Here is a 23,992-nt window from a genome sequence, read left to right on the forward strand (position 1 = left end):
AAACACACATGAAGAAATATCAACACAATACATTTTCAATTTTTGCGCTTTTTGTTTTGTTTCAAATTTGTCTGAGCAGTAGTTTTGCTCAGACAAAAATGAACATCAATGACAATTGGCTTTATTTAGAAAATGACACTCAAAAACTAAACGAAGCGCAAAAAGCTTCCAACTGGACTTCTTTAAACTTACCGCACACTTGGAATGCCGAAGATGCAACCGACCTCTATCCAGGATACAGACGCGATGCCTGTTGGTATCAGAAGAAATTAAATATTGCGCAAATCGATAAAAACCGTGTTTATTCATTATACTTTGAAGGTTCAAATGTAACCACAAAAGTATATTTAAATGGCAAAGAAGCTGGTTCGCATATTGGCGGTTATATTGGCTTTTCAATAGACATTACCAACTTTATTAAAGAAGGAAACAACGATATTTTTGTTCGTGTGGATAATAGTTATGATATTGAAATTATTCCGTCTCAAAAAAGTGATTTCTTTATTTATGGCGGAATCACGCGCGATGTGTGGCTGGTTTCGAAATACAAAAATCATATCGAAAATATAAAGATTACAACACCTGAGGTTTCTGCCAAAAAAGCTTCGGTGCAAATTGTTTCTTCTTTTGTAAACCCTGAGAATTCAAAAGATTTATCGTTAACCGTAACACTTAAAACTCCGAAAGGGAAAAAAGTGGCAAGTAAAACCGTTTTAGTTTCAGAAAAAACTTCAACCATCACTTTTGAAAACATCAAAAATCCAGAACTTTGGGATACCGAAAAACCAAATCTATACCGACTTTCTGCTGTTTTATCAGAAAAAAATCAGATTAGGGATAGTGTTTCTGAAAAAGTAGGTTTTAGATGGTTTGAGTTTAAAGATCATGGTCCGTTTTACCTTAACGGAAAACGTTTATTAATTCGCGGTACACACCGTCATGAAGAACAAGCTGGAGTTGGAGCTGCCATGAGCAACGAACAGCATTGGGCCGATATGAAATCGATTAAGGAAATGGGCGCTAATTTTGTTCGTTTAGCACATTATCCGCAAGATCCAGAGATTTATAAAGCTTGCGATGAATTAGGATTATTGGTTTGGGATGAATTGCCGTGGTGCCGCGGCGGAATTGGAAATGAAGTTTGGAAAACGAATACCAAAAATATGCTTGAGGAAATTATCAATCAAAATTACAATCATCCGAGTATTATCATTTGGTCTTTAGGAAATGAAATCAATTGGCTTCCTGATTTTCCTGATGGAGATAACGCGGATAAAACCAATGTGTTTTTAAATGAATTGAATGATATCGCTCATAAACTCGATCCGACAAGAAAAACGGCCATCAGAAAATATTATGAAGGATCGCATATTGTAGATGTCTTCTCTCCTTCTATCTGGTCGGGTTGGTATTCGGGAAGTTATAAAAGCTACCAGAAAGCAATTGATGTTTACAAAAAAGAATACAAGCATTTCATTCATGCTGAATATGGCGGCGACAGTCATGTTGGGCGTCACAGCGAAAATCCTGTTACTGGCGAAAATGTAATAAAAGCTGAAGGTTGGGAAGAAGCGATTGTACAGACTAAAGTCGCTAACATTGCTCAAATTGGCGATTGGAGCGAAAACTATATAGTTGATTTGTTTGATTGGCATTTGCATATATCCGAGAATGATCCAACGTTTGTGGGTAATATTCAATGGGCATTTAAGGATTTTGCAACGCCGTTACGACCGGAAGACGATATTCCGTATATGAACCAAAAAGGGCTTACGGATCGAAACGGGATTCCGAAAGATGCCTATTATGTTTTTAAAAGTTATTGGGCAAAAGAACCTTTCGCTTACATCGAATCGCATACTTGGACAGAACGTCAAGGTCCAGAAAATACGCCAAGAACAATCAGCGTTTTCAGTAATTGTGAGAAAGTGACTTTATTCCACGACGGCAAATCATTGGGAGAAAAACAGCGTAATCTTTCCCTTTATCCTGCAAATGGTTTAACTTGGGATGTCAATTTTAAAAAAGGAGAAAATATCCTAATTGCCATTGGTAAAAATAAAGATGGTAAAACGGTTTCTGACACGATAAAAGTCAATTATCGTTTCAATAAAAATGATACGGCTTCTTCGCTGCAATTATCATCAGAAAAATTAAAAAACGGCAATTATCTGGTTACGGCAATTGCAATTGATAATAATAATTTACGCTGTTTGGATTATGAAGCGAGTGTCTATTTTCAATGTCTAAAAGGCGGAAAAACATTAAAAAACCAAGGAACACCAACGGGAAGTGAATCTATTAGAATGGCAAACGGAAAAGCTTCTATAGAGGTTATCCCTGACGGTTCTGGAAATCCGATTGAAATGACGGCTTTGAACCAGAGTTTTAAAGGGGAATATTTGAAGATTCCAGTTGAGTGAAAAGATCCTAAGCTACTAAGGTTCTAAGATTCTAAGTTTTATCGCCTAGTTTGTCATCCTGACGAAGGAAGGATCACACTAGAAGCTCCGCAATCTTTGTCACCAATCTTTGTAGAGTTACGAGTGTGATCCTTCCTTCGTCAGGATGACAAAAAAGAGAAAACTTCATGCCTTAGCGCCTTTGTGGCAAAAAACATAATAAACAAATTTACAATGAAAAAAATTCTAACATTAATATTCCTCACATCGTTCGCAATTGGACAATCCCAAGGTTTAATTTCTAACGTTCCCAACCGAAACGCTACTTCTTTAAACGGAATCTGGAATTACATAATTGATCCGTACCAAACTGGCTTTTACAGCTTTCACCTTGACCAATACGACAAACAGGAAAAACCAGCAAAAGGAGCATTTTTCACGAATTATCATGCTCAAAACAAACAGGAATTGGTAGAATATGATTTTGATAAATCGCCAACAATTACGATTCCTGGCGATTGGAATTCGCAGGTTACAGAACTGAAATATTATGAAGGAAATGTATGGTTTAAAAAGTCTTTCGATTACAATTTAGCACCCAACAAACGTCTGTTTTTATATTTGGGCGCTATCAACTATAAAGCTGATGTTTATTTAAACGGAAAGAAACTAGGAACTCACGAAGGGGGTTTTACGCCATTTAATTACGAAGTGACTTCGATTGTTCAGCCAAAAGACAATTATTTGGTTATAAAAGTGGATAATACACGCCATAAAGAAGATGTTCCGACTGTTAATACTGATTGGTGGAATTATGGCGGCATTACACGCGATGTAACTTTAATTGAAGAAGAAGCATCTTTTGTAGAAGATTACACTATTCAGCTGAAAAAAGGCAATGCGAATGTTATTTCAGGATTCGTCAAGATCAACAATTTAGATGCATCAAAAAATCAGATTTCGATTGCTATTCCTGAATTAAAAATCAATTACAAAGGAAAAGCCGATAGTAATGGAATTTTAAGCTTCGAAATTCTAGCAAAAAAGATCTCTTATTGGTCGCCAGAAAATCCGAAATTATATGATGTTACCATTGACTTTAACGGAAAAAAATTAAATGACAAAATTGGTTTCAGAACAATTGAAACACAAGGTGATAAAATCTTATTAAACGGAAAAGCAGTCTTTTTAAGAGGAATCTCTATTCACGAAGAAAATGCAAAAGGAGGACGTGCTAATTCTGAAGAAGATGCGGTACGTTTACTAAATTGGGCAAAAGAATTAGGCTGTAATTATGTTCGTCTGGCACATTATCCGCATAACGAAAACATGGTTAGAGAAGCTGATAAAATGGGATTAATGGTTTGGGAAGAAATTCCGGTGTACTGGACTGTTGAATTTACTAATAAAAATACGTATCAAAATGCCCAAGATCAATTAACGGCTGCTATTACAAGAGATAAAAACAGAGCGAGTATTGTGATTTGGTCTATGGCAAATGAAACTCCAGTTTCTGACGCTCGAAATACTTTTATCACGAATTTGGTCCATCATACAAAATCATTGGATAATACAAGATTAATTAGCGCCGCTTTATTAACGCATAACGGAAAGATTGACGACGAAATTGGCAAATCTCTTGACATAATTGCTTTCAATCAATATTTAGGCTGGTATGGCGGTAACTTAGAAAATGCTGAAAAAACATTCTGGACTACACCATACAACAAACCTGTTTTCGTTTCTGAATTTGGAGGTGATGCAAAAGCGGGCTTTCATGGAGAGAAAAACGAACGTTGGACAGAGGAATATCAGGAATATTTATACATTCAGAATCTAAAAATGATTGAAAAGATTCCTCACTTAAGCGGAACAAGTCCGTGGATTTTGGTTGATTTTAGATCTCCGAAAAGATTGCTTCCCGGTATTCAGGACGGTTACAATCGTAAAGGTTTAATTTCAAATGATGGTGAAAAGAAAAAGGCGTTTTATATTATGCAGGATTGGTACGCAAAAAAGAAAAAGGAATATTAAAAAATTATTCTAACAGAACGTTTATCTGTAGAGACGCACTGCAGTGCGTCTCTACAGAAAATAGGATCGGAAATAAAATTGTTTTATCAAAACTGTTACCAATTCATTAACAAAAAACAAACTGTAAATTATATGATTTTTCTTCATTATTAACTTACTTTGTAGTTATTCTAAAAATTGTAATCCTATGAAAAAAATTTATTTACTGGCAGTTACATTATTTGCTGCCTTTACAGTTCAGGCACAAGAAGTGGTGAAATTTGCTCCATTAGATAACAGCCCTGTTGATATTTCTTATTTCCCAAACAAGGCAGTTAAATTCAAAAAAACAGATAATCCAAATCCGATTATCAAAGTTACTTACGCAAGACCTTCTGCAAAAGGAAGAACTATTTTTGGCGATGTTGTAAAGTTTGGAGAAATCTGGAGAGTTGGTGCTAATGAAAATACAGAGATTAAATTCTACAAAGATGTAACTATTGGCGGTAAAAAAGTTCCTGCAGGATATTACAGTTTATTTGCTATTCCAGAAAAAGATAAATGGACGATCATTATCAATAAAGAATTGGATTTATGGGGTGGTTATGCTTATGATGAAAGCAAAGACGTCGTAAGAGTTTCTGTTCCAGTTAAATCTGTAAGCGAAACGATCGAAGCTTTATCTATTGCTTTTACAACTCAAGGCAATGTAACAAATCTTGTTATTGGATGGGATAAAACAACTGTTGAATTACCAATTACGGTTAAATAAGTTTTAATGATATATGCCACAAAGGCACGAAGTCGCAAAGTTTTTTTAAGCTTTGCGACTTTTTTTGTTTACTCAAAAGACATTAAGATTTATGCAAGATCTTAAAGCTTTATCACGCAATCTTGTCATTTCGACGAAGGAGAAATCTCCGTAAGTAGCTCCGCAGTAATAATCCATTCTTTGTCGAGTTTCTCGCGAAGATTTCTCCTTCGTCGAAATGACAAAAATGAGGTTACTCACAAAAAAATCCCTTTAAGATCTTATTCTCAAAGGGATTATTGTAATTGTTTTTTATGCTTAAACCTTAGCGGTCTCTATAATTTTATCCAATGTAATTGGCAAATCTCTAACACGTTTTCCAGTTGCATTAAAAACGGCATTTGCAATTGCTGGTGCCATTCCGACTAAAGCTGTTTCTCCTAAACCTTTTGTTCCCATTGGGTTACTGATTGGGTCTTTTTTATTAACGAAGAACACTTCTTGTTTTTCTATATCTGCATTTACAGGAACATGATAATCAGCGAAATTGTTGTTGATTGGACGGCCAAAACGATGATCGATTTCTAATGCTTCCATCAATCCCATTCCGATTCCTCCCACTGCTCCACCAAACATTTGTCCCGCAGAAGTTTTTTGGCTGATTACGGTTCCAATATCAGCACAAGACACAACATGAGCCAATCTTATTTTACCCAAATTCGGATTCACTAATACTTTCACAAAATGAACCGAAAACGAATAAATGGAATATTTCTTCGCTTCTTCTGCGGCTTTAGAAAGATTTTCTACTTCAAAATCTTCCAATTTATTACTGCTTAAGAGCGCCGCTAATGTAACCGATTTAGATTTGTCTTTTTTGGAAGAAACTGCACCATTTTCAAAAGTTAAATCTGTGAGAGCGATTCCTTTTAAAGCAGGATTTTTACTTCCCAATTCAATTATTTTATTCAGCAATAAATTGCAAGCATCATGAACCGCCGAACCAACTGATGAAGTCGTTGCCGAACCACCTTGTGTTGGACCTTTTGGCAAACCGCTTTTTCCCATTTCGATAACTACATTTTCAGCTGGCAAACCAATTACTTCAGCTCCAATAGCAGTCATCATAGTTGCCGTTCCTGGTCCCATATCATTTACACTGCATTGCAATACCAAATCTCCATTCGCAGAAAATTTTGCTTTTACAGAAGTTGGGCTTCGATAACAGCCGAAAGTTCCAGTTCCCATTCCGTAACCCACTAGCCAGTTTCCTTCTTTAACAGAACCGGGTTCATTTTTACGGTTTTTCCAGCCAATACGTTCCATTCCGCCTTCGTAACATTCTAAAAGAAATTTACTACTCCACGGTTTATTTTGTTCCTGATCTTTTTCGGCATAGTTCAGCTTACGAAATTCAATCGGATCTAGGTTTAATTTATAAGCCAATTCGTCCATTGCACTTTCTAAGGCAAAAGAACCTGTCGCCTCGCCTGGTCCACGCATCCAGATTGGTGTGCACGTATCCAAAGGCACAATTCTATAACGTGTCGAAACGTTTGGGCAATCATAAATAAATCGGGACATGTTTACCGTTCCTTCCATGAAATCTTCATAGCTCGAAGTCATTGCAACAGCTTCATGCGTTAGTCCTGTCAGTTTTCCCTCTTTTGTTGCGCCAAGCCCCATTTTCTGAATCGTGTAAGGTCTGAAACCAACATTGGTAAACATTTGCTCGCGATGCAGCACTAATTTAACTGGATGATTTAGTTTTTTGGCTCCAATTAAAGCCGCGATTTCATACGGCCAAGTGTGCAATCCCATTCCGAATGCACCGCCAAGATATTCAGCATGAACTTCAACATCTTCGACAGGCACTCCAAAAACTCCGGCAACACTTCTACGCGTTCCCTCGACACCTTGACTTTTGGTATATAAAATGGGTTTATTTCCGTCCCATTTGGCTATGATATTTGCCAATTCCATCGGGTTATGGACCTCGGTTGGAATCGTATATTCGGTTTCCAAAATAACCTCAGCATTTTTATAACCGTCATGTTCACCACGATGGTAATCATTTCCTTTATCGGTTTCGACTTTCTTTTCTTTTTCAGCCGCTTTTTTAAGTTCTGTCGAATGTTCTTCTTTAAAATAATCGGCTTTAATTAAACTCGCCGCATATCGCATACGCTCAAAAGTATCGGCAATCACCAAAGCAATGGGCTGATCGTAATACAAAACCGAATCGTCCTTGAAAATCTGCAAGGGCTGACCAAAATTATGCTTGTCTTTTGCTTTTTCGTAGCCAACAGGTTTATCCACATTTAAATGCGTAATTACAGCCAAAACTCCTGGCGCCCATTCCGCTTTTTTAGTATCAATCGTTTTAATTCTTCCTTTTGCAATCGTACTTCCAACCAAGCAGGCATAAACAACGCCTGCTGTTTTATATTCTGCCGAATAAGTCGCTGAACCCGTTACTTTAGCAAATCCGTCAACTCTATTAATATTACTTGTCTTGCTCATAATTTAATTATTTTGATGCTGCTATTGTAAGTGCTTCTGCTACTGCATTCTCTCCAAGCGTTATTTTAAAATTATTATCCCCGAATCCTTTTGCGCCCTTCATAGACAAATGGCCTGCTTGTTTAAATAGATCTTCAGAAACTGTTTTTCCCTTCAGGAATTTTTCTGTTTCAGTCAATCTCCAAGGTTTATGTGCCACACCTCCCATAGCCAATCTGACATCGTTTATGGTGTTATTTTTTATATCTAAAGCGACAGCAACAGACACTAATGCAAAAGCATAACTCGTCCTGTCACGAACTTTAAGATAATGCACATTTTTGGTAAAATTATTATCTGGAATTTCAACAGCAGTAATCAATTCTCTGCTATCAAGCGTATTGTCTTTTTCTGGTGTATTTCCAGGAAGTTTATGAAAATCAGTAAACTTAATTTCTCGTTTTCCTTTTGGACCATCTACCAAAACTGTTGCATCGAGCGCTGCCAAAGCCACACACATATCACTTGGATGAACCGCAATACAACTATCCGAAGTTCCAAAAACAGCCGCCATTCGGTTAGAACCGCCAATCGCCCCGCATCCGCTTTTTGGAACACGTTTGTTGCAAGGCATATCGGTGTTGTAATAATACGAGCATCTTGTTTTCTGCAGCATATTACCTCCAACTGTCGCCATGTGACGAATTTGCTGAGAAGCTCCAGCAGCTAATGCTAACGCCAACAAAGGATATTTGTCTTTAATAGAAGCATCTTCGGCAACCTGACTGTTTTTTGCCAATGCACCAATAGAAACTTTTCCTTTTAAGAACTCTATTTTCTTTAAATCTAATCCGTTAATGTCTACTAATTTATCTGGAGCGACGATATTCTTCTTCATTAAATCCACCAGATTTGTTCCTCCAGCAATAAACATAGAAGAATCATCTTTGGCTTTTCCTGTAATTGCCGAAGACGACGACAAGGCTTTAATTATCTGAAAGTTTTTCATATCTCCTTCCCTCCTTCCTTCACTTCAGTTATAGCGTCAACTATATTATGATAAGCACCGCATCTACAGATGTTACCACTCATATATTCACTGATTTCTTCTCTACTGTTAGCGTGACCTTCTTTGATACAAGCAATTCCCGACATGATTTGTCCTGGAGTGCAATAGCCGCACTGAAAACCATCATGCTTGATAAAAGCTTCCTGCATTGGGTGCAGTTTTTTACCTTTCGAAAGTCCTTCAATCGTAGTTACCTGCGCATTTTGTTGCATCGTCGCCAAAGACAGACACGACAAAATTCTAGTTCCATTTACGTGCACCGTACACGCTCCACATTGTCCGTGGTCACATCCTTTTTTGGTTCCTGTAAGCTGTAACTGTTCGCGAAGCAAATCCAATAACGTAGTTCTTGGCTCAATATTCAGATTGTGTTTTGTGCCATTTACTTCAATAGAAAGCGGTACTGTTTCTAAATATTCCGCTATTTTTTCATCCCATTTCTTTTCTGTAGCCATTACCAATGAAGGCGGCGTCAGGGCAAGGGCGGTAAAAAGTCCTGATTTCTTTATAAAGTCACGACGCGAATTGGAATCTTCGGGTGTTACTTTATTCTGATTTGTTTTTTTAGAAGCCATTCAGTCTATTTGTTAAATTAGCATATTCGCTTTTGTCATTCTAACAAATTTAGCGATCTTATGTAAGAAAAAATTATAAAATTCAAACATTACTCTTATTTAGAATAATTACAATTTCTTTCTTTTTTTTAACCGCAAAGAGCGCAAAGGGTTTTCGCAAAGTTCGCTAAGTTATTTTTCTCTCGCAGATTTGGCAGATAATGCAGATTTTGAATACGATGAAAAGATTTACACAGATTCTTTATGGTAGAAATAAATAAAAAATCTGTTTAGATCTGCAAAATCTGCGAGAAACAAAAATTATACACATTAAAATTTTGCGTTCTTTGCGAAAACCCTTTGCGCCTTTGCGGTTAATTTTTTCAAGTAGATTAATTCTGAAATTGTATTTTTACTGAACTAAGCCCAAATTATGCCACAACAAAAAATCATTTATCTCGATAATAACGCCACAACTCGTGTTGATGAACGAGTTTTGAATGCAATGCTTCCGTATTTTACTGATTTGTATGCGAATTCAACAGGAACACATTTGGCGGGATTAACGGTCAAAGAAGCTATTGAAAACGCAGCATGGCAAACGGCTGATTTAATAAATGCCGATGCAGAAGAAATCATATTTACTTCGGGCGCGACTGAGGCAATTAATCTCGCAATTAAAGGTTTAGCCGATCAAGACCGAAAACATATCGTTACCATTCAGACCGAACATAAAGCGGTTCTGGAAACCTGTCACTTTATGGAAAGTATTGGTTTTGAAGTAACTTATCTTCCTACTAATTCCGACGGACTTTTAAGCCTTGAACTTTTAGAAGAAATAATCACAGATAAAACACTGGTTTTCATTGGAATGTTTTCTAATAACGAAACTGGTGTCATAAAAAACATTAGTGCAATTTCTAAAGTATTGAAAGCCAAAAATGTGCTTTTTATGTGCGATGCTACACAGACTGTTGGAAAAATTCCTGTTGATGTAAAAAAACTCGAAATTGATCTTTTGACTTTATCCGCACATAAATTTTACGGTCCGAAAGGAATTGGCGCTTTGTATATTTCAGCGAAAGCCAAAATAAAATTGTCTCCTCAAATTCTCGGAGGCGGACAGCAAAGAAAATTACGAAGCGGAACATTAAATGTTCCTGGAATTATAGGTTTAGGAAAAGCATCGGAAATTGCTGTAAATGAATTAGAAAAAGATCAAAATAGAGTTTCTCTATTACGAGACAAACTTGAAAAAGGTTTGTTGCAATTTGAAGGTTCTTTTGTAAATGGAAATATAGAAAACAGAATTTACAATACTTCTAATATTTGTTTTCCAGGCGTGAATTCAGAACAGCTAATTTTAGCTTTAGGAAATATTTCTGTTTCGAATGGCGCTTCTTGCTCTGCGGTTACTTCTAAGCCTTCTCACGTTTTAAAAGCAATGGGCTTGTCTGACGAAGAGGCTTTGAGTTCGATTCGTTTTAGTTTGGGAAGATTTACTACGGATGAAGAAATTGATATTGCTATTGAGCGTGTTTTGAGTTTAACTAGGCAATTTGCCACGAAGTCGCTAAGACACTAAATTTTTTTTATATATTTTTAATCTCGTAAAGTCGCAGAGACGCAAAGGTTATTTTTTGTCATCCTGACGAAGGAAGGATCACACGCGGGAGCCGACAAAGATTGAGGATTTACTTTATGGAGTTTCTAGTGTGATCCTTCCTTCGTCAGGATGACAAACTGGGATCTAGAAATCTGTGTAAAAAAAAACTTTGTCACTCTGCAACTTTGTCCCTTTCTTCAGGATGACAAACTGGATCTAGAAAAGCCGTGTAAAAAAACTTTGTCACTCTGCAACTTTGTCCCTTTGTCCCTTTCTTCAAGAGATCAACTTAAAATAATCCTCCTCTGTATCAATATCAATATTCCCTTTTTCAAAAAGAACAGAAACTACATCTTCAGCATATTTTTTAATGAGCTTTTTAGCGCCTTCTTGTCCTTTTAATCCCAGAAGTTCTTGAAAGTATTTTTTGTGAAATAAAACCGGTGTTCCTAAAGTTTCAGAGTAAGCCGAAGCTGCAATTCCTTTTTTGGTTTTATTGGCTTGAGTAATTAAATTTTCAAAAACAGCATTTGTCACAAAAGGCTGGTCGCAAACTGCTAAAATGCATTGTTCACAATCTGGATTTAAAAGCAATAATTCCTTAATTCCTTTTACAATTGAAGAAGACATTCCGTTTTCCCATTCTGAATTAAAAGAAAATGTTATTTCGGGCAAATCAAGCTCTTTTTCAATTAAATTATGGTTTGAACCTGTTACGACTATTACAAACGAATTTTCGACCTTCAAAGCTTCTGAAATCGTGTTTTTCAGTAAAGTTGATTCTTTATATTCCAGCAATTGTTTGGGTCTGCCTAATCTGGAAGAATTCCCCGCCGCCAAAATAATAATGCCTGTTTTATTTTGATATCTATTCTCCATAATGAATTTCATCATGAATTTTGCCTTCTTTATATTTCAGCGAAGTTCCTATTCTTTCTGAAGCTACAGCTTTTATTTCGGAAACAATCGATAAAGCGATTTCTTCTGATGTTTCTGCGCCAATATCGAGCCCAATTGGAGTATGAATTCTTTTCATCTGCTCTTCGCTTACTGTTATTCCTTCGATCGAAAGATCATCTAGCATTCGGTTGAATTTTGACTTCGGACCTAAAATTCCGATATAATGAAAATCGGTTTTTAGCAACTCTTTTAAAACTGCTAAATCATATTTGTAATTGTGCGTCATCAAAGCAAAATAGGTCTGATCGTCAATAACAATATTCTCTAAAAATTGTTCTGAATTTACCACCGAAACTTGATCGGCTTTAGGAAAACGCTTTTTAGTTGCATGCGTTGTGCGTCCTTCGCCAATAGTAATTTTCCAGCCTAAAATTGAAGCCAATTTTGCTAAAGGCTCAATGTCGTTTCCTGCACCAGCAATTACAAGCGAAATAGAAGGTTTTATGTATTCGATTAAAGCTTCGTTGTCGTTTTCTTCCTGAAGTTTTTTCACTACAGAAGTTTTGGTTTTCAGCACTTCTTTTACATCCGAAATTAAATTTAAAACTTCGTTATTATGATTTAAAACAGGACTGTCTTTTCTAAAAAACAAAGTTGTTCCAATCTGAAAAGCATTTCTTTTCAAAGAAAAAACAGTTACAATTACAGCTTCTTTTCTTTCTAATTCCAATTGCTGCAAAAGCTGAATTGGGTTATTTGAAACCTCTTCGTCAATATATTCAAAAAGAATATGAACGATTCCGTTGCATCCGAGCTGTAAACCAACTTCCGCATCATCTTCGTTATTCGTATTGTAAGTAACTAATTTATTTTGTTTTTGATGGATTGAAAGAAGTGCTTTTCGTAACGCGTCGCCTTCCAAACAGCCACCACTTATTGCACCGGTCAATTCTCCATCTTCTGTAACCAGCATTCGAGCGCCAGGCTGTCGATATGACGAACCTTCAACTTTAACGACCGTTGCTAGAGCTGTTTTTTTTCCTTCGGATTTTGCTTGCGAATAGGCTTTAAGAATTTCGTTGATTTCTTTCATAGATACTTCTTCATCAATAGAACCTTAATATTGATGATACTTTATTATTAGCCTAAAAGTAAAAAAATATTACAAACTTAAACACTGCAAAGTCATTTAAGTTTGTAATATTCTTTTTGAAAAGTCTTATTTAAACTGCCTAAATTATTTTATTCATTTAATTCTAAAAAATAATTCAGCTTAGACTTTATTATTTTTTTGTTTCGGTCTAACAGATACAGTTTTTCGGGATTTTTACTGTAATAACCGTAATAAACCTGATCTTTTTCTGGTTTATCCCAGTTTAAGATATAGATTGTTCCATCAGGATCTTTCTCTAAACCTCTTTCAGTATTGATATTGCCTTTTTCTTTAAAGTTTTTTTCAGGCTGTTTGCCTTTGTATGTACTAGATAGTTGGAATGTATTATCTGCAACATCAATTTTTAGAACCGTTTCTATTCCTTCACAATCTGCACATGGCAGCGTTCCTTCATAAACAGAAATAGTATCATCTGGTTCGTTTTTTTCATTACTAGTGATAGTATCTGTCAAAACAGCATTATTTTCATCTTTACTGTTTTTAGAATTACAAGATGCTATAAGAGCCGATGCAAAAGCAAGAATAATTATTTTTCTCATAATATTTTTTTTCTTCAAATATAAGGAATATTCTTACCTAAACAATAAATTTAAATTTACAGCGATATCACTCCCATAATAATAGCAGTCTGTACGGCCTCGGCGGTATTGGTTACTTTTAATTTTTCAATAATATTTTGTCTGTGGCGTCTTACAGTGTAAACCGAAATATGCATTTCTGTCGCAATTTGTTCACTTTTATTTCCTTTTGCTACACTGGTCAAAACCTCTATTTCTCTTTTTGAAAGTATATTTTCTGTATTGTTTTTATACTTTTCTGGTTCGATTACTTCGCCTGTTTGAATATTAAAAATTTTCCCGTCAATTCCATTTCGAGGCTGCAAATCTGTTGATGGCAGATATAAACACAATGCAAGAGAAATACTTCCGTTATTAAATGTGTTCAAATAAATCGTACGGTGATTTATGTACGTGATTTTACCGTTAGAATCTTTCATTCTCAGACGACTTAAAGTACTGTAATTACTATATTCTTCTTTTGGAATTTCTTTTAAAAACTGATAAAAATTGAGTTCTAAAACATGACGTTCAACCAAATCATCTGAATTAATTTTAGTAAAAATACATTCTTCGAAGGCAGAATCAATTACCGTATTTTCATCAGGAAGTCCGAAGATAGAACCAAAGCTTCCTGCGTAAATATAACTTTTGTCGGATTGATAATCGGACAAAACTGCTACACATTGTTCTATTTTGACATAATTGATAACAAATTGCTTGTACATTTCGATATCACTTGTTTCTCCAATTTCAAATTTTTGTTCTAAAAACGTAGTCATTAATTGGTTTTCTATTGAAGAATTTTGAGGCATTGGAAAGTATAATTGGTTAATTTTAGGTATTGCCTCTTTATTGAAGCCATTCTATTTTTGGAAAACTAAAAATATCACTTTCTATCCCAAAAAAATAATCTATGAAAACATTTTTTTACCACGCCATTATCCTCCTTGGTCTTTCTGCTTTAACGAGCTGCAATACTAAAAATGAAACTGCAAAAACAGCCATGAAAGAAGAAACCAAAACAGATTCTGTATTTGTAAATGGTTCTCCTTGCAATATTAAATTGTCTTCTATACATTTTACAAAAGCAGTGAACGGTGCTGATACTTTAATTAAAACTGAAGCTAACGAAAAAGTCATTTTTAAAGCTGGCGAGAAATCTGATTATTTTTCTGATCCAGACGGAAAATTGTCGAATACAACAGCGCCAATGCTTTTATCTGAAGTAGACAATACAAAACCTTTTACGCTTACCGCGAAAGTTACGCCTGAGTTTACAGAAAAAGGATTGTATAATGCTGGCGTCTTATATATTTATGTGAATGATAGTTTTTATCAAAAATTTTGTTTCGAGCAAGATGAAAGAGGAAATCATCGAGTTGTAACGGTTCGAACAATGGGTACTTCTGATGATAACAATCACGATATTGTAAAACAGCCTTTTGTTTACATGAAAATTTCTTCTGACACAAAAACAGTCGCCAGTTATTATTCGTTAGATAAAAAAAATTGGCAAATGGTTCGTTTATACAAAAACAATTATCCTAAGAAAATCTGGATGGGAATTAGTACTCAATGCCCAGTAGACAAAGGAACGCAGAGTATTTTTGAAGAAATTAATCTGGAAGAAAAAAGTGTTTCTGATTTTCGCTTAGGAATCTAATCTTGATCTTTTAAGTTCTTGAACAAAAACAAATTGTTATTGTTTACATAATTATTTTTTCAAATTGACGTATGATTTATATTACTAAGTTTTGTATTTTTATCTATAGCAAAATAAATATTACCTAACTTTAATAATAAACTACATGGGAAAATTTGTAATTACTACTAGAGCTAACGGAGAGTTCCAGTTCAATCTAAAAGCTGGTAATGGCCAAACCATTTTAACAAGTGAAGGCTATACTACAAAAGCGGCCTGCAACAATGGTATTGAATCTGTTAAAAAAAATGCACCAGACGATGATCGTTATGATAGATTAGAATCTAAAAGCGGAAAACCTTATTTTAATTTAAAAGCAGGAAACGGACAAATCATTGGTTCTAGCGAAATGTACGAAAGCACTTCTGCGAGAGAAAACGGAATCGAATCGGTAAAGAAAAATGCTCCAGATGCAACAATTGATGATCAGACAGCTTAATTAAAAACTGTTTTAGAAATAAAAAAGCGAGGAACATTCCTCGCTTTTTCTTTATAAATATGTGGTTTATTAATCCAATAAAAACACAATCAACCCTCTTGCGCCGTGTGCTCCAAGAACTAATGACTGCTCAATATCAGCTGTTTTTGAAGGCCCTGCGATGAAAGTTCCAAAACCATATTCCATGTTTCCAATTCTCTTATACGCTTGCTGCATTGTTGGAACAAGATCTTTTTTATGAACGATAATCGCTAAATACTGCGCGATAAAAGGTGCAACTCGCTGTCCTAAAATAGCATCCGTTACCCAAAGTCCGCTGTTTTCTGCCACTCCAAAATGTGCTTTTACAACCGTTAATTCAACATCTTGAAGCGAATGCGGATCAACTGTTTTCCAATCTAAAGAAGCAATCTCAGAAAGTTCTGGAAGCGTTGTAATTAATCTTTTCTCCAGATTGTAATTAGATTTAATGTAATTGATAATTTCATTATAATCAGCAACTTCTACAGGATCGCCTCCAATTCCTTTTAAAACTGTTTTGTAGGTTTCTAATACATCAAATTGTTCAGAACCTAAAAGGTTTAGATCAGGCAGTTCTGCAACCTCATTAGGCTGATTCAGTTTTATTCTTTTTAAAATTTCGCCTTTACTACTCATTCTTTTTATTTTTAGATTCTTTCGACTTTTTCTTGTACCATTCTCTAAAAGATTCTTCTGGAACATCTGGCATTTCACGCTGATCGTACCATTTATTCATTTTATTATTAACCATTCCTGGAACGTTCTTCATTACAAATCTTCCCGATTTTCCAGCAATATTAAAAACCGTTGGATTCGCCAGTACAGTCGCCATCGTTTTCATCGCAACCGTTTTGGCAGTTGGCGTATGTCCTTCTTTCACCAAAACCTGACGCCATTTGTACAATTGATCGTGAATATCAATTTTCACCGGACAAACGTTGGTACAAGAACCGCAAAGCGTACTTGCAAAAGGCAGATCGGCATTTTTGCTCATATCTAAATTTGGTGCTAAAATAGAACCAATTGGCCCTGCTACCGCATTATGATAACTATGTCCTCCGCTTCGTCTGTAAACTGGACAAGTGTTCATACAAGCTCCACAACGAATACATTTTAAGGAATTTCTAAAATCTTCTCTTCCTAATTGTGTGCTTCTACCGTTATCTACAATGACGATGTGCATTTCTTTTCCATCTCTTGGTTTTTTGAAATGACTTGAAAAAGTGGTGATTGGCTGTCCCGTTGCGCTTCTTGCCAATAATCTCAAGAAAACACCTAAATGTTCTCTTTTCGGAATCAGTTTCTCGAATCCCATACAGGCGATGTGAACGTCTGCTAAATGCGCGCCCATGTCGGCATTTCCTTCATTCGTACAAACCACAAATTCCCCTGTTTCAGCAACCGCAAAATTGACTCCTGTTAAAGCCACTTTTCTAGTCAAGAAAGTATTTCTTAAACTATGGCGAGCCGATTCTGTCAAATATTGCGGATTGAAATTTCCTTTTTCTGTTCCTAAATGTTCGTGGAAAGTTTCACTTACATCTTCTTTCTTTAAGTGAATGGCCGGAAGTACAATATGGCTTGGCGGTTCTTTTCGAAGTTGCACGATATATTCACCCAAATCAGAATCGATTACTTCAATTCCTTTTTCGGCTAAATAATCATTTAAATGGCATTCTTCTGTAAGCATCGATTTGGATTTCACCATTTGCTTTACATCATGTTTAGCCATGATCGAATGCACAATTTCGTTATGTTCTTTGGCATCGGCTGCCCAATGTACAATTATTCCGTTTCGTTGCGCATTTGCTTCAAATTCAACTAAATAATCATGAATATTAGAAAGCACATTAAATTTAATTTGAGAAGCGGTTTCGCGCAACAATTCCCAATCTTCAATTTGATGTGCTGATTTATCTCTTTTAGCACGCACAAACCATAGCGTTTCATCGTGCCAGTTGACACGCTCTACGTCTTTATTAAATTTTGCTGCGGCTTCGCTGTGCGGTATTATTTTTTCTGATGACATCTTTTGTCGGTTAAAAGTTGTTTTACCATTAAGGCATTAAGTAAATTAAGCTAAACTTTATGAACGCAATTTCTTAATGATTAAAAGAAAATTAAGTTTTTTAAAATCACTTAAATCTCTTGTTTTTTTTACCAATAAATTTTTAAACCAAGCTTTATGAACTTAATATCTTAATGGTAGAAAAAAATTAGTTTTCGAGTGAATTTAATATTTCAGCAATATGAATGGTTTTAATTCTGCTTTTTTGCCTTTTTAGAATTCCATCCAAATGCATTAAACAAGACATATCTCCACCTGTAATATAATCCACATCATGACTTTCGTGATCTTTAATACGATCTTGTCCCATTTTTACAGAAACTGCTTCTTCGGTAACGCAGAACGTTCCTCCAAAACCACAGCATTCATCTTTTCTCGTTAAAGCCACCAAATCAAGGCCTTCAATATTGTGTAATAATTGTTCAGGCTTAGAGAAAAATGGTGCGTTTAATTCAGACATTTGCGAAAGCTTTAATCCGCGCTGACCGTGACAGCTTACGTGCATTCCCACTTTAAACGGAAATTTTCCGTCTATATGGTCAATTTTTAAAACGTCGGTTATAAACTCAGTAAGTTCGTAAACTGTATTTCGAATTGCTGTTGCCTTCTCTTCTTGTTTTTCGTCATGCAAATGGTCTTTTACATGCAAAACACAACTTCCAGAAGGACAAACTATGTAATCAAATCCAGAAAAATTGGCAATAAAATTGGCGTCGCATCCTTTTGTTAAATGCGCATAACCGCTATTAGCCATTGGCTGTCCGCAGCAGGTTTGCCCCATCGGAAATTCGACGTCACAACCTAATTTTTGTAGTAATTCGTAGGTTGCGATTCCTACTTTTGGATAAAATTGGTCGACATAACAAGGTATAAAAAGTCCAATTTTCATGTTGTAGTATTTAGTGTGTTGTTCATTTAGGCGTGTACTGTAAAAATGTAAAAAATACGTTTCTCAGCAAATTTACAACATACAGATCGTTTTTACCTAATGTTTATAGAATTTCAAGTCAATTAAATCGTTCTGAATTGGTTTCGGATTCCAGTTATCGTGAATAGCCAAAGCTGCACCCAAAGCACTCGCCTGTGCCATCGAAGCAGCATAGACTTCAATATCTGGAAAAGCTTCTGCCAATAAATTCATATAAATGGAATTTTTACTGAAACCTCCATCCACAAAAATCTTTTTTACCGGACTATTATGAATGACCAAATTGGTAGAAAAAACTTGCTGTTCTACCAAATCCAGCATTAATTGATGATAGGCTGTTTCGTAATTTTTATAATGCGAAAGATCTCTTTTTTGAAAAGGGCATTCTTTTAAAATATCAAAATTATATTTCTTAGGATAAAAAATTTGATAATTAAGTGCTCGCAAATTGGCTACAATCTTCTTGTCAAAATAAACTTCTTTGTAGGTATCAATTGGAACATTAAAGTGCTGCGCCAAACGTTTGGTTTGCACTTCGTGTTCGTTTCCTGCAAATAAACGTGCCGCTTTTACGGGTTTCTCTGTGTACTGCATGTAACACAAACAATCGTTTTGCGATTCGTCAAAAGTTAAAGGCTTATTATTGAAAGGATTCAAAGAAATACTCCAAGTTCCTGTAGACAACAATACAAAAGGTTCTGTAAAATTGATTGTATACGGAATAATGGCCGATGAACTATCGTGAAGACCAACTCCAATTGCCAGATTATCGCGAGTCATAATGACATCTTTTCCAAAATGAATTGGCGGAATTTTTTCTGAAATTCCTTCTTCTTTCAGCCATTTATGATATTTCATTTTTTTGAAATTCCACAAATTGGTATGACAGCCAATACTGGTAATATCAGCGTAGGCTTCATTCGTTAAAAGAAAACTTAAAAACTGTGGCAAGTGCAAGCAGTATTTTACTTTTTCAAAAATTTCCGGTTTTTCTTCTTTCAATCGGTAAATCTGCATTCCCGAATTTAAGCTGCCTAAAACCGGAGAAGCTGTTTTTACAGCAAACTTCTTCTCTCCTTTATATTTTTCATAGAAATTAGCTTTTAAATCCTCTGGATAATCTTTTAGATAATTATACAGAGGAGTTAAAACTTTTCCGTTTTCGTCTATATAAACAAAACTCGCTCCGTAAGTGCTGAAATTGATGGCTTTTAAAACATAATCTTTAAGCTCTTTTATTTCAGATAATCGATCTAAAATCCAATTTTTAAGTACTTCGATATCTTCACACGGAAATCCGTCTTCGTCTTTGGTTTCTTCCAGATTCACCGATTTCTCCCAGACAATTTTATAATTTTCGTTAAATAAAAAAACCTTTTTGTTTGTTTTACCAATATCAAAAATCGCAACTACATTCATTCTTTTTAATTGTAAATTGTTAATTATCAATTGTCAATTTATAATTAACAATTAATAATTGATAATTATAATCCCGTTGCCATTGTTTTTAAACCTCTTTCCTCGATCAGATTTTGTCTTACTTGAATCGAACGATATAATGCTACCGGATTTAAAGCTGCTCCACAACGTAAACGAGCTTCTGCTACAAGAGCGCGAACATCTGTACGGAAAGCATTTTGAAGAATTTCTTGTGCTTTTACCACATCATTTTCTTCTTGCGCTTGTTCCAATGCTTTTCTATCTACAGAAAGTGCCTGAGCATAAGCGATCATAATTGCCTCAACAGATTGCAATAAATCTTCTAATGGATCTTTGATATTATGAGAAGCGTCGATCATCCAACCTAAATCTTTGGCGTGATTCATTCCTCTGGCATCCATTCCTTCAACCAATTCATTGAAAATCAAGAATAATTGATATGGTTTTAAAGCTCCTGCAGTTAAATCGTCATCACCATATTTTGAGTCATTAAAGTGGAAACCTCCTAATTTGTTTTCCATCAGTAATAAAGAAACGATTTGCTCAATATTAGCATTTGGAAGATGGTGACCTAAATCGACTAAAGTCTGCGCTTTGTCGCCTAACTTTTTAACATACGAATAAGACTGCCCCCAATCTGCTACAGTCGTAGAATAAAAGTTAGGCTCAGCACATTTGTATTCTAAAAATAATTTCCAGTTTGAAGGCAATGCATCGTAGATTTCCTCTAAACTTTCTAAAGTATTTTGATATGCTTTTCTGAAGTTTAACTGTCCTGGGAAGTTAGAACCGTCAGCTAGCCAAATGGTTAAAGACTCAGAACCTAATTCGATTCCGTGCTTAATAACCTCAATATTATGAGCAATTGCTTGTTTGCGAACCGCTTTGTTTACATTTTGTAAAGAACCGTATTTGTAAGTGTGCTCAGAGCTTGCTTGATCTTGAAAAGTATTCGAGTTCATGGCATCGAATTTTAACCCATGCTGATTTGCAAGTGTTCTGATTGCTTTATAATCAGTCGGGATATCCCACGGAATATGAAGTGAAATAGCTCCCGAAGCATTGTTTAACTTGTGAAGCAAACCAACATCTTCGATTTTTTCTTCTAAAGAACGAGGTTCTCCTCCTCCAGCGAAACGTCCAAATCTTGTTCCTCCTGTGCCTAAAGCCCAAGATGGAATGGCAATTTGAAAATCGATTAATTTTTGAATAATCTCTTCTGTATCATTAATTTCTGAGGCTGTAAAAACTAATTTATTCTGGTGTTTTTTGATTAAATCTTCGTTATGAGATTCGATGTGGTTTGATCCGATTAACATAGTTATTGATATTTTAATAGAGTTACAATATATAAATTTTATATGTTTAGTATATTTTTTTTAACACATAGAATCATAGGCTCATCTTAATCTTCAAAGGCGTGTCACTTGCATCAACACACATAGCTATGTGTTAATCACTAGTGATTTTTTTTAAACTTTTAATCTTAATAAAAAAATCTATGTTTCTATGTGTTTAAATATTTTTTCAACTTATAAATTTTATAGCAGTAAAACTCTGGTTGTACTTCACTTTTTTGTTAAGTTTTCTTTGTTAAAGCGAATTGTTATATGCTAAAAAAATCTAACGTTCGAAAGAATCGAACGCTAGACCACAAAAAACCACTTTTGCTTAAACAAACTTATATAAAAAACCTAAACAATCTTTATCTATAAAAGCCCATGGCTACGCCACCGTCTACGTTTAATGCATTTCCTGTAGATTTACCAAGTAAACCTCCAACAAAAGCATAACAAGCGTTAGCAATATCATCTGGCAATATGATTTCATTTAATAACGTACGTTTTGCATAGTAAGCCGGAAGTTCTTCAACTGTAACTCCGTATGCTTTTGCACGACCTTCTGCCCATCCGCCAGACCAAATATTAGAGTCTGAAATTACAGCATCAGGATTTACTGTATTGACACGAATTTTATCTGCTCCAAGTTCTGCAGCCATTAAACGTGTTAAGTGCGCCTGAGCAGCTTTAGCCGAACCATAACCAGGGTTATTCGGACCTGCAACTACAGCGTTTTTAGAAACGATATTTACAATATCTCCTCCAAAACCTTGTTTACGCATTACTTCGATTCCAGCTTTAGAAACAATAAATTGTCCTTTAACCAAGATATCATATAATCTATCCCACTCTTCAAGAGTATGTTCTGCAATAGATTTAGAAATACTGATTCCAGCATTATTCACAACAATGTCAACACCTCCAAAAGCTAAACAAGCTTCATCTAATGCCTTTTCTGTGCTTACTTCGTCTGTAACATTCAACAAAGTGCTAGAAACGGCATCTTTACCAAAAGCTTTAATAAACTCAGCAGAAGCACCTTGCAAACGCTCTTCGTTAATATCGTTGATTACCACACAAGCACCTTCTTGAGCGAATTTTTTAGCGATAGCTTTACCAATTCCGCCCGCAGAACCAGTAATTAAAGCTACTCTTCCAGACAATGCTTTTGGTTTTGGCATACGCTGTAATTTTGCTTCTTCTAGCAACCAATATTCAATATCAAAAGCTTCTTGGTGCGGTAAAGAAGTATATTCTGAAACTGCTTCAGCACCTTTCATTACGTTTACAGCATTGATATAATATTCAGATGCCAAACGCGCCATTGTTTTATCTTTAGCAAAAGTGAACATACCAACTCCTGGATATAAAATCACAACTGGATTTGGGTCACGCATTGCTGGCGAGTTTGATTTTTTACATGCATTGTAATAGTCTTTGTACATGGCACGGTAAGCCTCAAAAGCAGGAGTTAATTTTGCTTTAACAGCTGCAACATCAGACAAATCTTCGTTGGGATCTAATTCTAAAACCAATGGACTGATTTTAGTTCTCAAAAAGTGATCTGGACAAGATGTTCCTAATGGAGCTAATTTTGAAAGATCATTAGAATTAATGAATTCCAAAACCCTTGCATCATCTGTATAATGACCAATCATTTGGCGCTCTGACGAACAGAAACCTCTTAAGATTGGAGCTACTTTTGCTGCTTTTAATTTACGATCTGCTTCTGGAAGACTATCAATTTTTTTACCTCCAAAAACTGGACGTTTCTTTCCGTAATTATCTTCTAAGTAAGAAGCACATTTCTCGATTACTTCCAGCGTATTAATATAACTATCAAACGCAGTATCTCCCCAAGTAAATAAACCATGAGAACCTAACATGATTCCGCGTAGTTTTTTACCGTTTTTTTCTGCTTCTTCCAAACAAGCTCTCAACTGAAGACCAAGATCAAATCCTGGACGCTGCCAGCCTACCCAACCAATTTCTCCATTAAATAATTCTTCTGTGATTTTCTTTCCATCTTTAGCAGCAGCGATAGCAATTGCCGCATCCGGATGTAAGTGATCGATATGTTTGAACGGAAGAAAACCATGTAAAGGTGTATCAATAGAAGGTGCTTTAGAAGCTAAATCAAAAATACAGTGATTGAACAATTCTACCATTTCATCTTCAAACTCAATACCTCTGTAAACATTTTCAAGGTTACGAAGTCTGTCCAAATACAAAGCCGCACAACCTGATTTTGTCAATGTTCCGATATCTCCACCAGAACCTTTAATCCACATTACTTCAGAAGATTCTCCTGTAAGGGGATCTTTGTCTGTAATTTTCACAGAAGTGTTTCCACCTCCGTAGTTGGTCAATCTTAAATCAGCCCCTAACAAGTTAGAACGATAAATAAAAAGCGCTACTTCATCACCTGCTAGTGCTGCTGCCTTAGCCTCATCCCAAAGGTAGCTTACATGCTTAAAATTCATATTATTAATTGTGTTTGTATTCGACATATAGTATTTTAAT

At 35.4% G+C, this 23,992-nt stretch carries 19 protein-coding genes; 6 read left to right on the forward strand and 13 right to left on the reverse strand.

The features are described 5' to 3' along the window. The first annotated feature begins 8 nt into the window (after window positions 1-8). The 3 genes from NCC77_RS15590 to NCC77_RS15600 all read left to right on the forward strand — a co-directional run bounded on the left by NCC77_RS15590 (window position 9) and on the right by NCC77_RS15600 (window position 5,187). A complete protein-coding gene (locus NCC77_RS15590; protein ID WP_250836418.1) occupies window positions 9-2,423 on the forward strand; it encodes a glycoside hydrolase family 2 protein in 2,415 nt (804 codons plus the stop codon). A 213-nt stretch (window positions 2,424-2,636) separates the two neighbouring features. Beyond that, window positions 2,637-4,436: a glycoside hydrolase family 2 protein gene (locus tag NCC77_RS15595; RefSeq protein WP_250836419.1), complete on the forward strand. Its 1,800-nt coding sequence runs from the start codon at window positions 2,637-2,639 to the stop codon at window positions 4,434-4,436. Between the two features lie 187 nt (window positions 4,437-4,623). After that, on the forward strand, window positions 4,624-5,187 hold the full coding sequence (locus NCC77_RS15600) for a DUF2911 domain-containing protein (protein ID WP_250836420.1): 564 nt from the start codon (window positions 4,624-4,626) through the stop codon (window positions 5,185-5,187). Window positions 5,188-5,484: 297 nt separating this feature from the next. Here NCC77_RS15600 and NCC77_RS15605 read toward each other — a convergent pair whose 3' ends face one another. From NCC77_RS15605 to NCC77_RS15615, 3 genes are read right to left on the reverse strand one after another with little or no spacing between them, the layout of a single operon-like run. Continuing rightward, the gene (locus NCC77_RS15605) at window positions 5,485-7,689 is read right to left on the reverse strand and encodes a xanthine dehydrogenase family protein molybdopterin-binding subunit (protein ID WP_250836421.1); all 2,205 of its coding nucleotides are present in this window, start codon (window positions 7,687-7,689) and stop codon (window positions 5,485-5,487) included. Window positions 7,690-7,696: 7 nt separating this feature from the next. Beyond that, window positions 7,697-8,677: an FAD binding domain-containing protein gene (locus NCC77_RS15610; RefSeq protein WP_250836422.1), complete on the reverse strand. Its 981-nt coding sequence runs from the start codon at window positions 8,675-8,677 to the stop codon at window positions 7,697-7,699. Continuing rightward, window positions 8,674-9,312, reverse strand: coding sequence for a 2Fe-2S iron-sulfur cluster-binding protein (locus NCC77_RS15615; protein ID WP_095930758.1), 639 nt, complete (start codon window positions 9,310-9,312; stop codon window positions 8,674-8,676). The genes NCC77_RS15610 and NCC77_RS15615 overlap by 4 nt, the downstream gene beginning before the upstream one ends. Window positions 9,313-9,724: 412 nt before the next feature. Here NCC77_RS15615 and NCC77_RS15620 point away from each other — a divergent pair, with 412 nt between their 5' ends. Continuing rightward, window positions 9,725-10,876: a cysteine desulfurase family protein gene (locus tag NCC77_RS15620; RefSeq protein WP_250836423.1), complete on the forward strand. Its 1,152-nt coding sequence runs from the start codon at window positions 9,725-9,727 to the stop codon at window positions 10,874-10,876. Window positions 10,877-11,173: 297 nt separating this feature from the next. Here NCC77_RS15620 and NCC77_RS15625 read toward each other — a convergent pair whose 3' ends face one another. The 4 genes from NCC77_RS15625 to NCC77_RS15640 all read right to left on the reverse strand — a co-directional run bounded on the left by NCC77_RS15625 (window position 11,174) and on the right by NCC77_RS15640 (window position 14,310). Next, window positions 11,174-11,791 carry a nucleotidyltransferase family protein gene (locus tag NCC77_RS15625; RefSeq protein WP_250836424.1) on the reverse strand — a complete coding sequence of 206 codons (618 nt, stop codon included), beginning with the start codon at window positions 11,789-11,791 and terminating at the stop codon, window positions 11,174-11,176. After that, window positions 11,766-12,890 (reverse strand): XdhC family protein, encoded by a 1,125-nt coding sequence (locus tag NCC77_RS15630; RefSeq protein WP_250836425.1) that lies wholly within the window; start codon window positions 12,888-12,890, stop codon window positions 11,766-11,768. Before NCC77_RS15630 ends, NCC77_RS15625 begins: the two co-directional genes overlap by 26 nt. A 149-nt stretch (window positions 12,891-13,039) precedes the next feature. Beyond that, window positions 13,040-13,510 carry a copper resistance protein NlpE gene (locus tag NCC77_RS15635; RefSeq protein WP_250836426.1) on the reverse strand — a complete coding sequence of 157 codons (471 nt, stop codon included), beginning with the start codon at window positions 13,508-13,510 and terminating at the stop codon, window positions 13,040-13,042. Between the two features lie 56 nt (window positions 13,511-13,566). Continuing rightward, on the reverse strand, window positions 13,567-14,310 hold the full coding sequence (locus NCC77_RS15640) for a response regulator transcription factor (protein WP_250836427.1): 744 nt from the start codon (window positions 14,308-14,310) through the stop codon (window positions 13,567-13,569). A 134-nt stretch (window positions 14,311-14,444) separates the two neighbouring features. On the opposite strand from NCC77_RS15640, the gene NCC77_RS15645 reads away from it, so the two are divergent. Next, window positions 14,445-15,194, forward strand: a complete 750-nt coding sequence (locus NCC77_RS15645) for a DUF1349 domain-containing protein (RefSeq protein WP_250836428.1) — start codon at window positions 14,445-14,447, stop codon at window positions 15,192-15,194. A gap of 145 nt (window positions 15,195-15,339) precedes the next feature. Next, window positions 15,340-15,672, forward strand: coding sequence for a YegP family protein (locus NCC77_RS15650; protein WP_250836429.1), 333 nt, complete (start codon window positions 15,340-15,342; stop codon window positions 15,670-15,672). A 69-nt stretch (window positions 15,673-15,741) separates the two neighbouring features. Here the strand turns inward: NCC77_RS15650 and NCC77_RS15655 are convergent, their stop codons facing one another. From NCC77_RS15655 to NCC77_RS15680, 6 genes are all read right to left on the reverse strand, one after another. Next, window positions 15,742-16,329, reverse strand: coding sequence for a LutC/YkgG family protein (locus NCC77_RS15655; RefSeq protein WP_250836430.1), 588 nt, complete (start codon window positions 16,327-16,329; stop codon window positions 15,742-15,744). Then, a complete protein-coding gene (locus tag NCC77_RS15660) occupies window positions 16,322-17,722 on the reverse strand; it encodes a lactate utilization protein B (protein ID WP_250836431.1) in 1,401 nt (466 codons plus the stop codon). Before NCC77_RS15660 ends, NCC77_RS15655 begins: the two co-directional genes overlap by 8 nt. A gap of 187 nt (window positions 17,723-17,909) precedes the next feature. Next, on the reverse strand, window positions 17,910-18,650 hold the full coding sequence (locus NCC77_RS15665; RefSeq protein ID WP_111289572.1) for a (Fe-S)-binding protein: 741 nt from the start codon (window positions 18,648-18,650) through the stop codon (window positions 17,910-17,912). A gap of 96 nt (window positions 18,651-18,746) precedes the next feature. Further along, complete coding sequence (locus NCC77_RS15670; protein WP_250836432.1) at window positions 18,747-20,108, reverse strand: FGGY-family carbohydrate kinase; 1,362 nt, start codon at window positions 20,106-20,108, stop codon at window positions 18,747-18,749. A 65-nt stretch (window positions 20,109-20,173) separates the two neighbouring features. After that, the gene (locus tag NCC77_RS15675) at window positions 20,174-21,448 is read right to left on the reverse strand and encodes a sugar isomerase (protein WP_250836433.1); all 1,275 of its coding nucleotides are present in this window, start codon (window positions 21,446-21,448) and stop codon (window positions 20,174-20,176) included. A 386-nt stretch (window positions 21,449-21,834) separates the two neighbouring features. Beyond that, complete coding sequence (locus NCC77_RS15680) at window positions 21,835-23,979, reverse strand: bifunctional aldolase/short-chain dehydrogenase (RefSeq protein WP_250836434.1); 2,145 nt, start codon at window positions 23,977-23,979, stop codon at window positions 21,835-21,837. Between the last annotated feature and the right edge of the window lie 13 nt (window positions 23,980-23,992).

Origin of the sequence: Flavobacterium tyrosinilyticum (assembly GCF_023656565.1) — a bacterium.
GTDB lineage: Bacteria > Bacteroidota > Bacteroidia > Flavobacteriales > Flavobacteriaceae > Flavobacterium > Flavobacterium tyrosinilyticum.

What these genes read in the sequence shown, in the direction of transcription:
- NCC77_RS15670 (WP_250836432.1), bottom strand. Translation starts at nt 20,108, where the DNA reads ATGAATGTAGTTGCGATTTTTGATATTGGTAAAACAAACAAAAAGGTT.
- NCC77_RS15655 (WP_250836430.1), bottom strand. Translation starts at nt 16,329, where the DNA reads ATGAGTAGTAAAGGCGAAATTTTAAAAAGAATAAAACTGAATCAGCCT.
- NCC77_RS15620 (WP_250836423.1), top strand. Translation starts at nt 9,725, where the DNA reads ATGCCACAACAAAAAATCATTTATCTCGATAATAACGCCACAACTCGT.
- NCC77_RS15595 (WP_250836419.1), top strand. Translation starts at nt 2,637, where the DNA reads ATGAAAAAAATTCTAACATTAATATTCCTCACATCGTTCGCAATTGGA.
- NCC77_RS15680 (WP_250836434.1), bottom strand. Translation starts at nt 23,979, where the DNA reads ATGTCGAATACAAACACAATTAATAATATGAATTTTAAGCATGTAAGC.
- NCC77_RS15590 (WP_250836418.1), top strand. Translation starts at nt 9, where the DNA reads ATGAAGAAATATCAACACAATACATTTTCAATTTTTGCGCTTTTTGTT.
- NCC77_RS15640 (WP_250836427.1), bottom strand. Translation starts at nt 14,310, where the DNA reads ATGACTACGTTTTTAGAACAAAAATTTGAAATTGGAGAAACAAGTGAT.
- NCC77_RS15635 (WP_250836426.1), bottom strand. Translation starts at nt 13,510, where the DNA reads ATGAGAAAAATAATTATTCTTGCTTTTGCATCGGCTCTTATAGCATCT.
- NCC77_RS15615 (WP_095930758.1), bottom strand. Translation starts at nt 9,312, where the DNA reads ATGGCTTCTAAAAAAACAAATCAGAATAAAGTAACACCCGAAGATTCC.
- NCC77_RS15625 (WP_250836424.1), bottom strand. Translation starts at nt 11,791, where the DNA reads ATGATGAAATTCATTATGGAGAATAGATATCAAAATAAAACAGGCATT.
- NCC77_RS15650 (WP_250836429.1), top strand. Translation starts at nt 15,340, where the DNA reads ATGGGAAAATTTGTAATTACTACTAGAGCTAACGGAGAGTTCCAGTTC.
- NCC77_RS15665 (WP_111289572.1), bottom strand. Translation starts at nt 18,650, where the DNA reads ATGAAAATTGGACTTTTTATACCTTGTTATGTCGACCAATTTTATCCA.
- NCC77_RS15600 (WP_250836420.1), top strand. Translation starts at nt 4,624, where the DNA reads ATGAAAAAAATTTATTTACTGGCAGTTACATTATTTGCTGCCTTTACA.
- NCC77_RS15675 (WP_250836433.1), bottom strand. Translation starts at nt 21,448, where the DNA reads ATGTTAATCGGATCAAACCACATCGAATCTCATAACGAAGATTTAATC.
- NCC77_RS15645 (WP_250836428.1), top strand. Translation starts at nt 14,445, where the DNA reads ATGAAAACATTTTTTTACCACGCCATTATCCTCCTTGGTCTTTCTGCT.
- NCC77_RS15630 (WP_250836425.1), bottom strand. Translation starts at nt 12,890, where the DNA reads ATGAAAGAAATCAACGAAATTCTTAAAGCCTATTCGCAAGCAAAATCC.
- NCC77_RS15660 (WP_250836431.1), bottom strand. Translation starts at nt 17,722, where the DNA reads ATGTCATCAGAAAAAATAATACCGCACAGCGAAGCCGCAGCAAAATTT.
- NCC77_RS15605 (WP_250836421.1), bottom strand. Translation starts at nt 7,689, where the DNA reads ATGAGCAAGACAAGTAATATTAATAGAGTTGACGGATTTGCTAAAGTA.
- NCC77_RS15610 (WP_250836422.1), bottom strand. Translation starts at nt 8,677, where the DNA reads ATGAAAAACTTTCAGATAATTAAAGCCTTGTCGTCGTCTTCGGCAATT.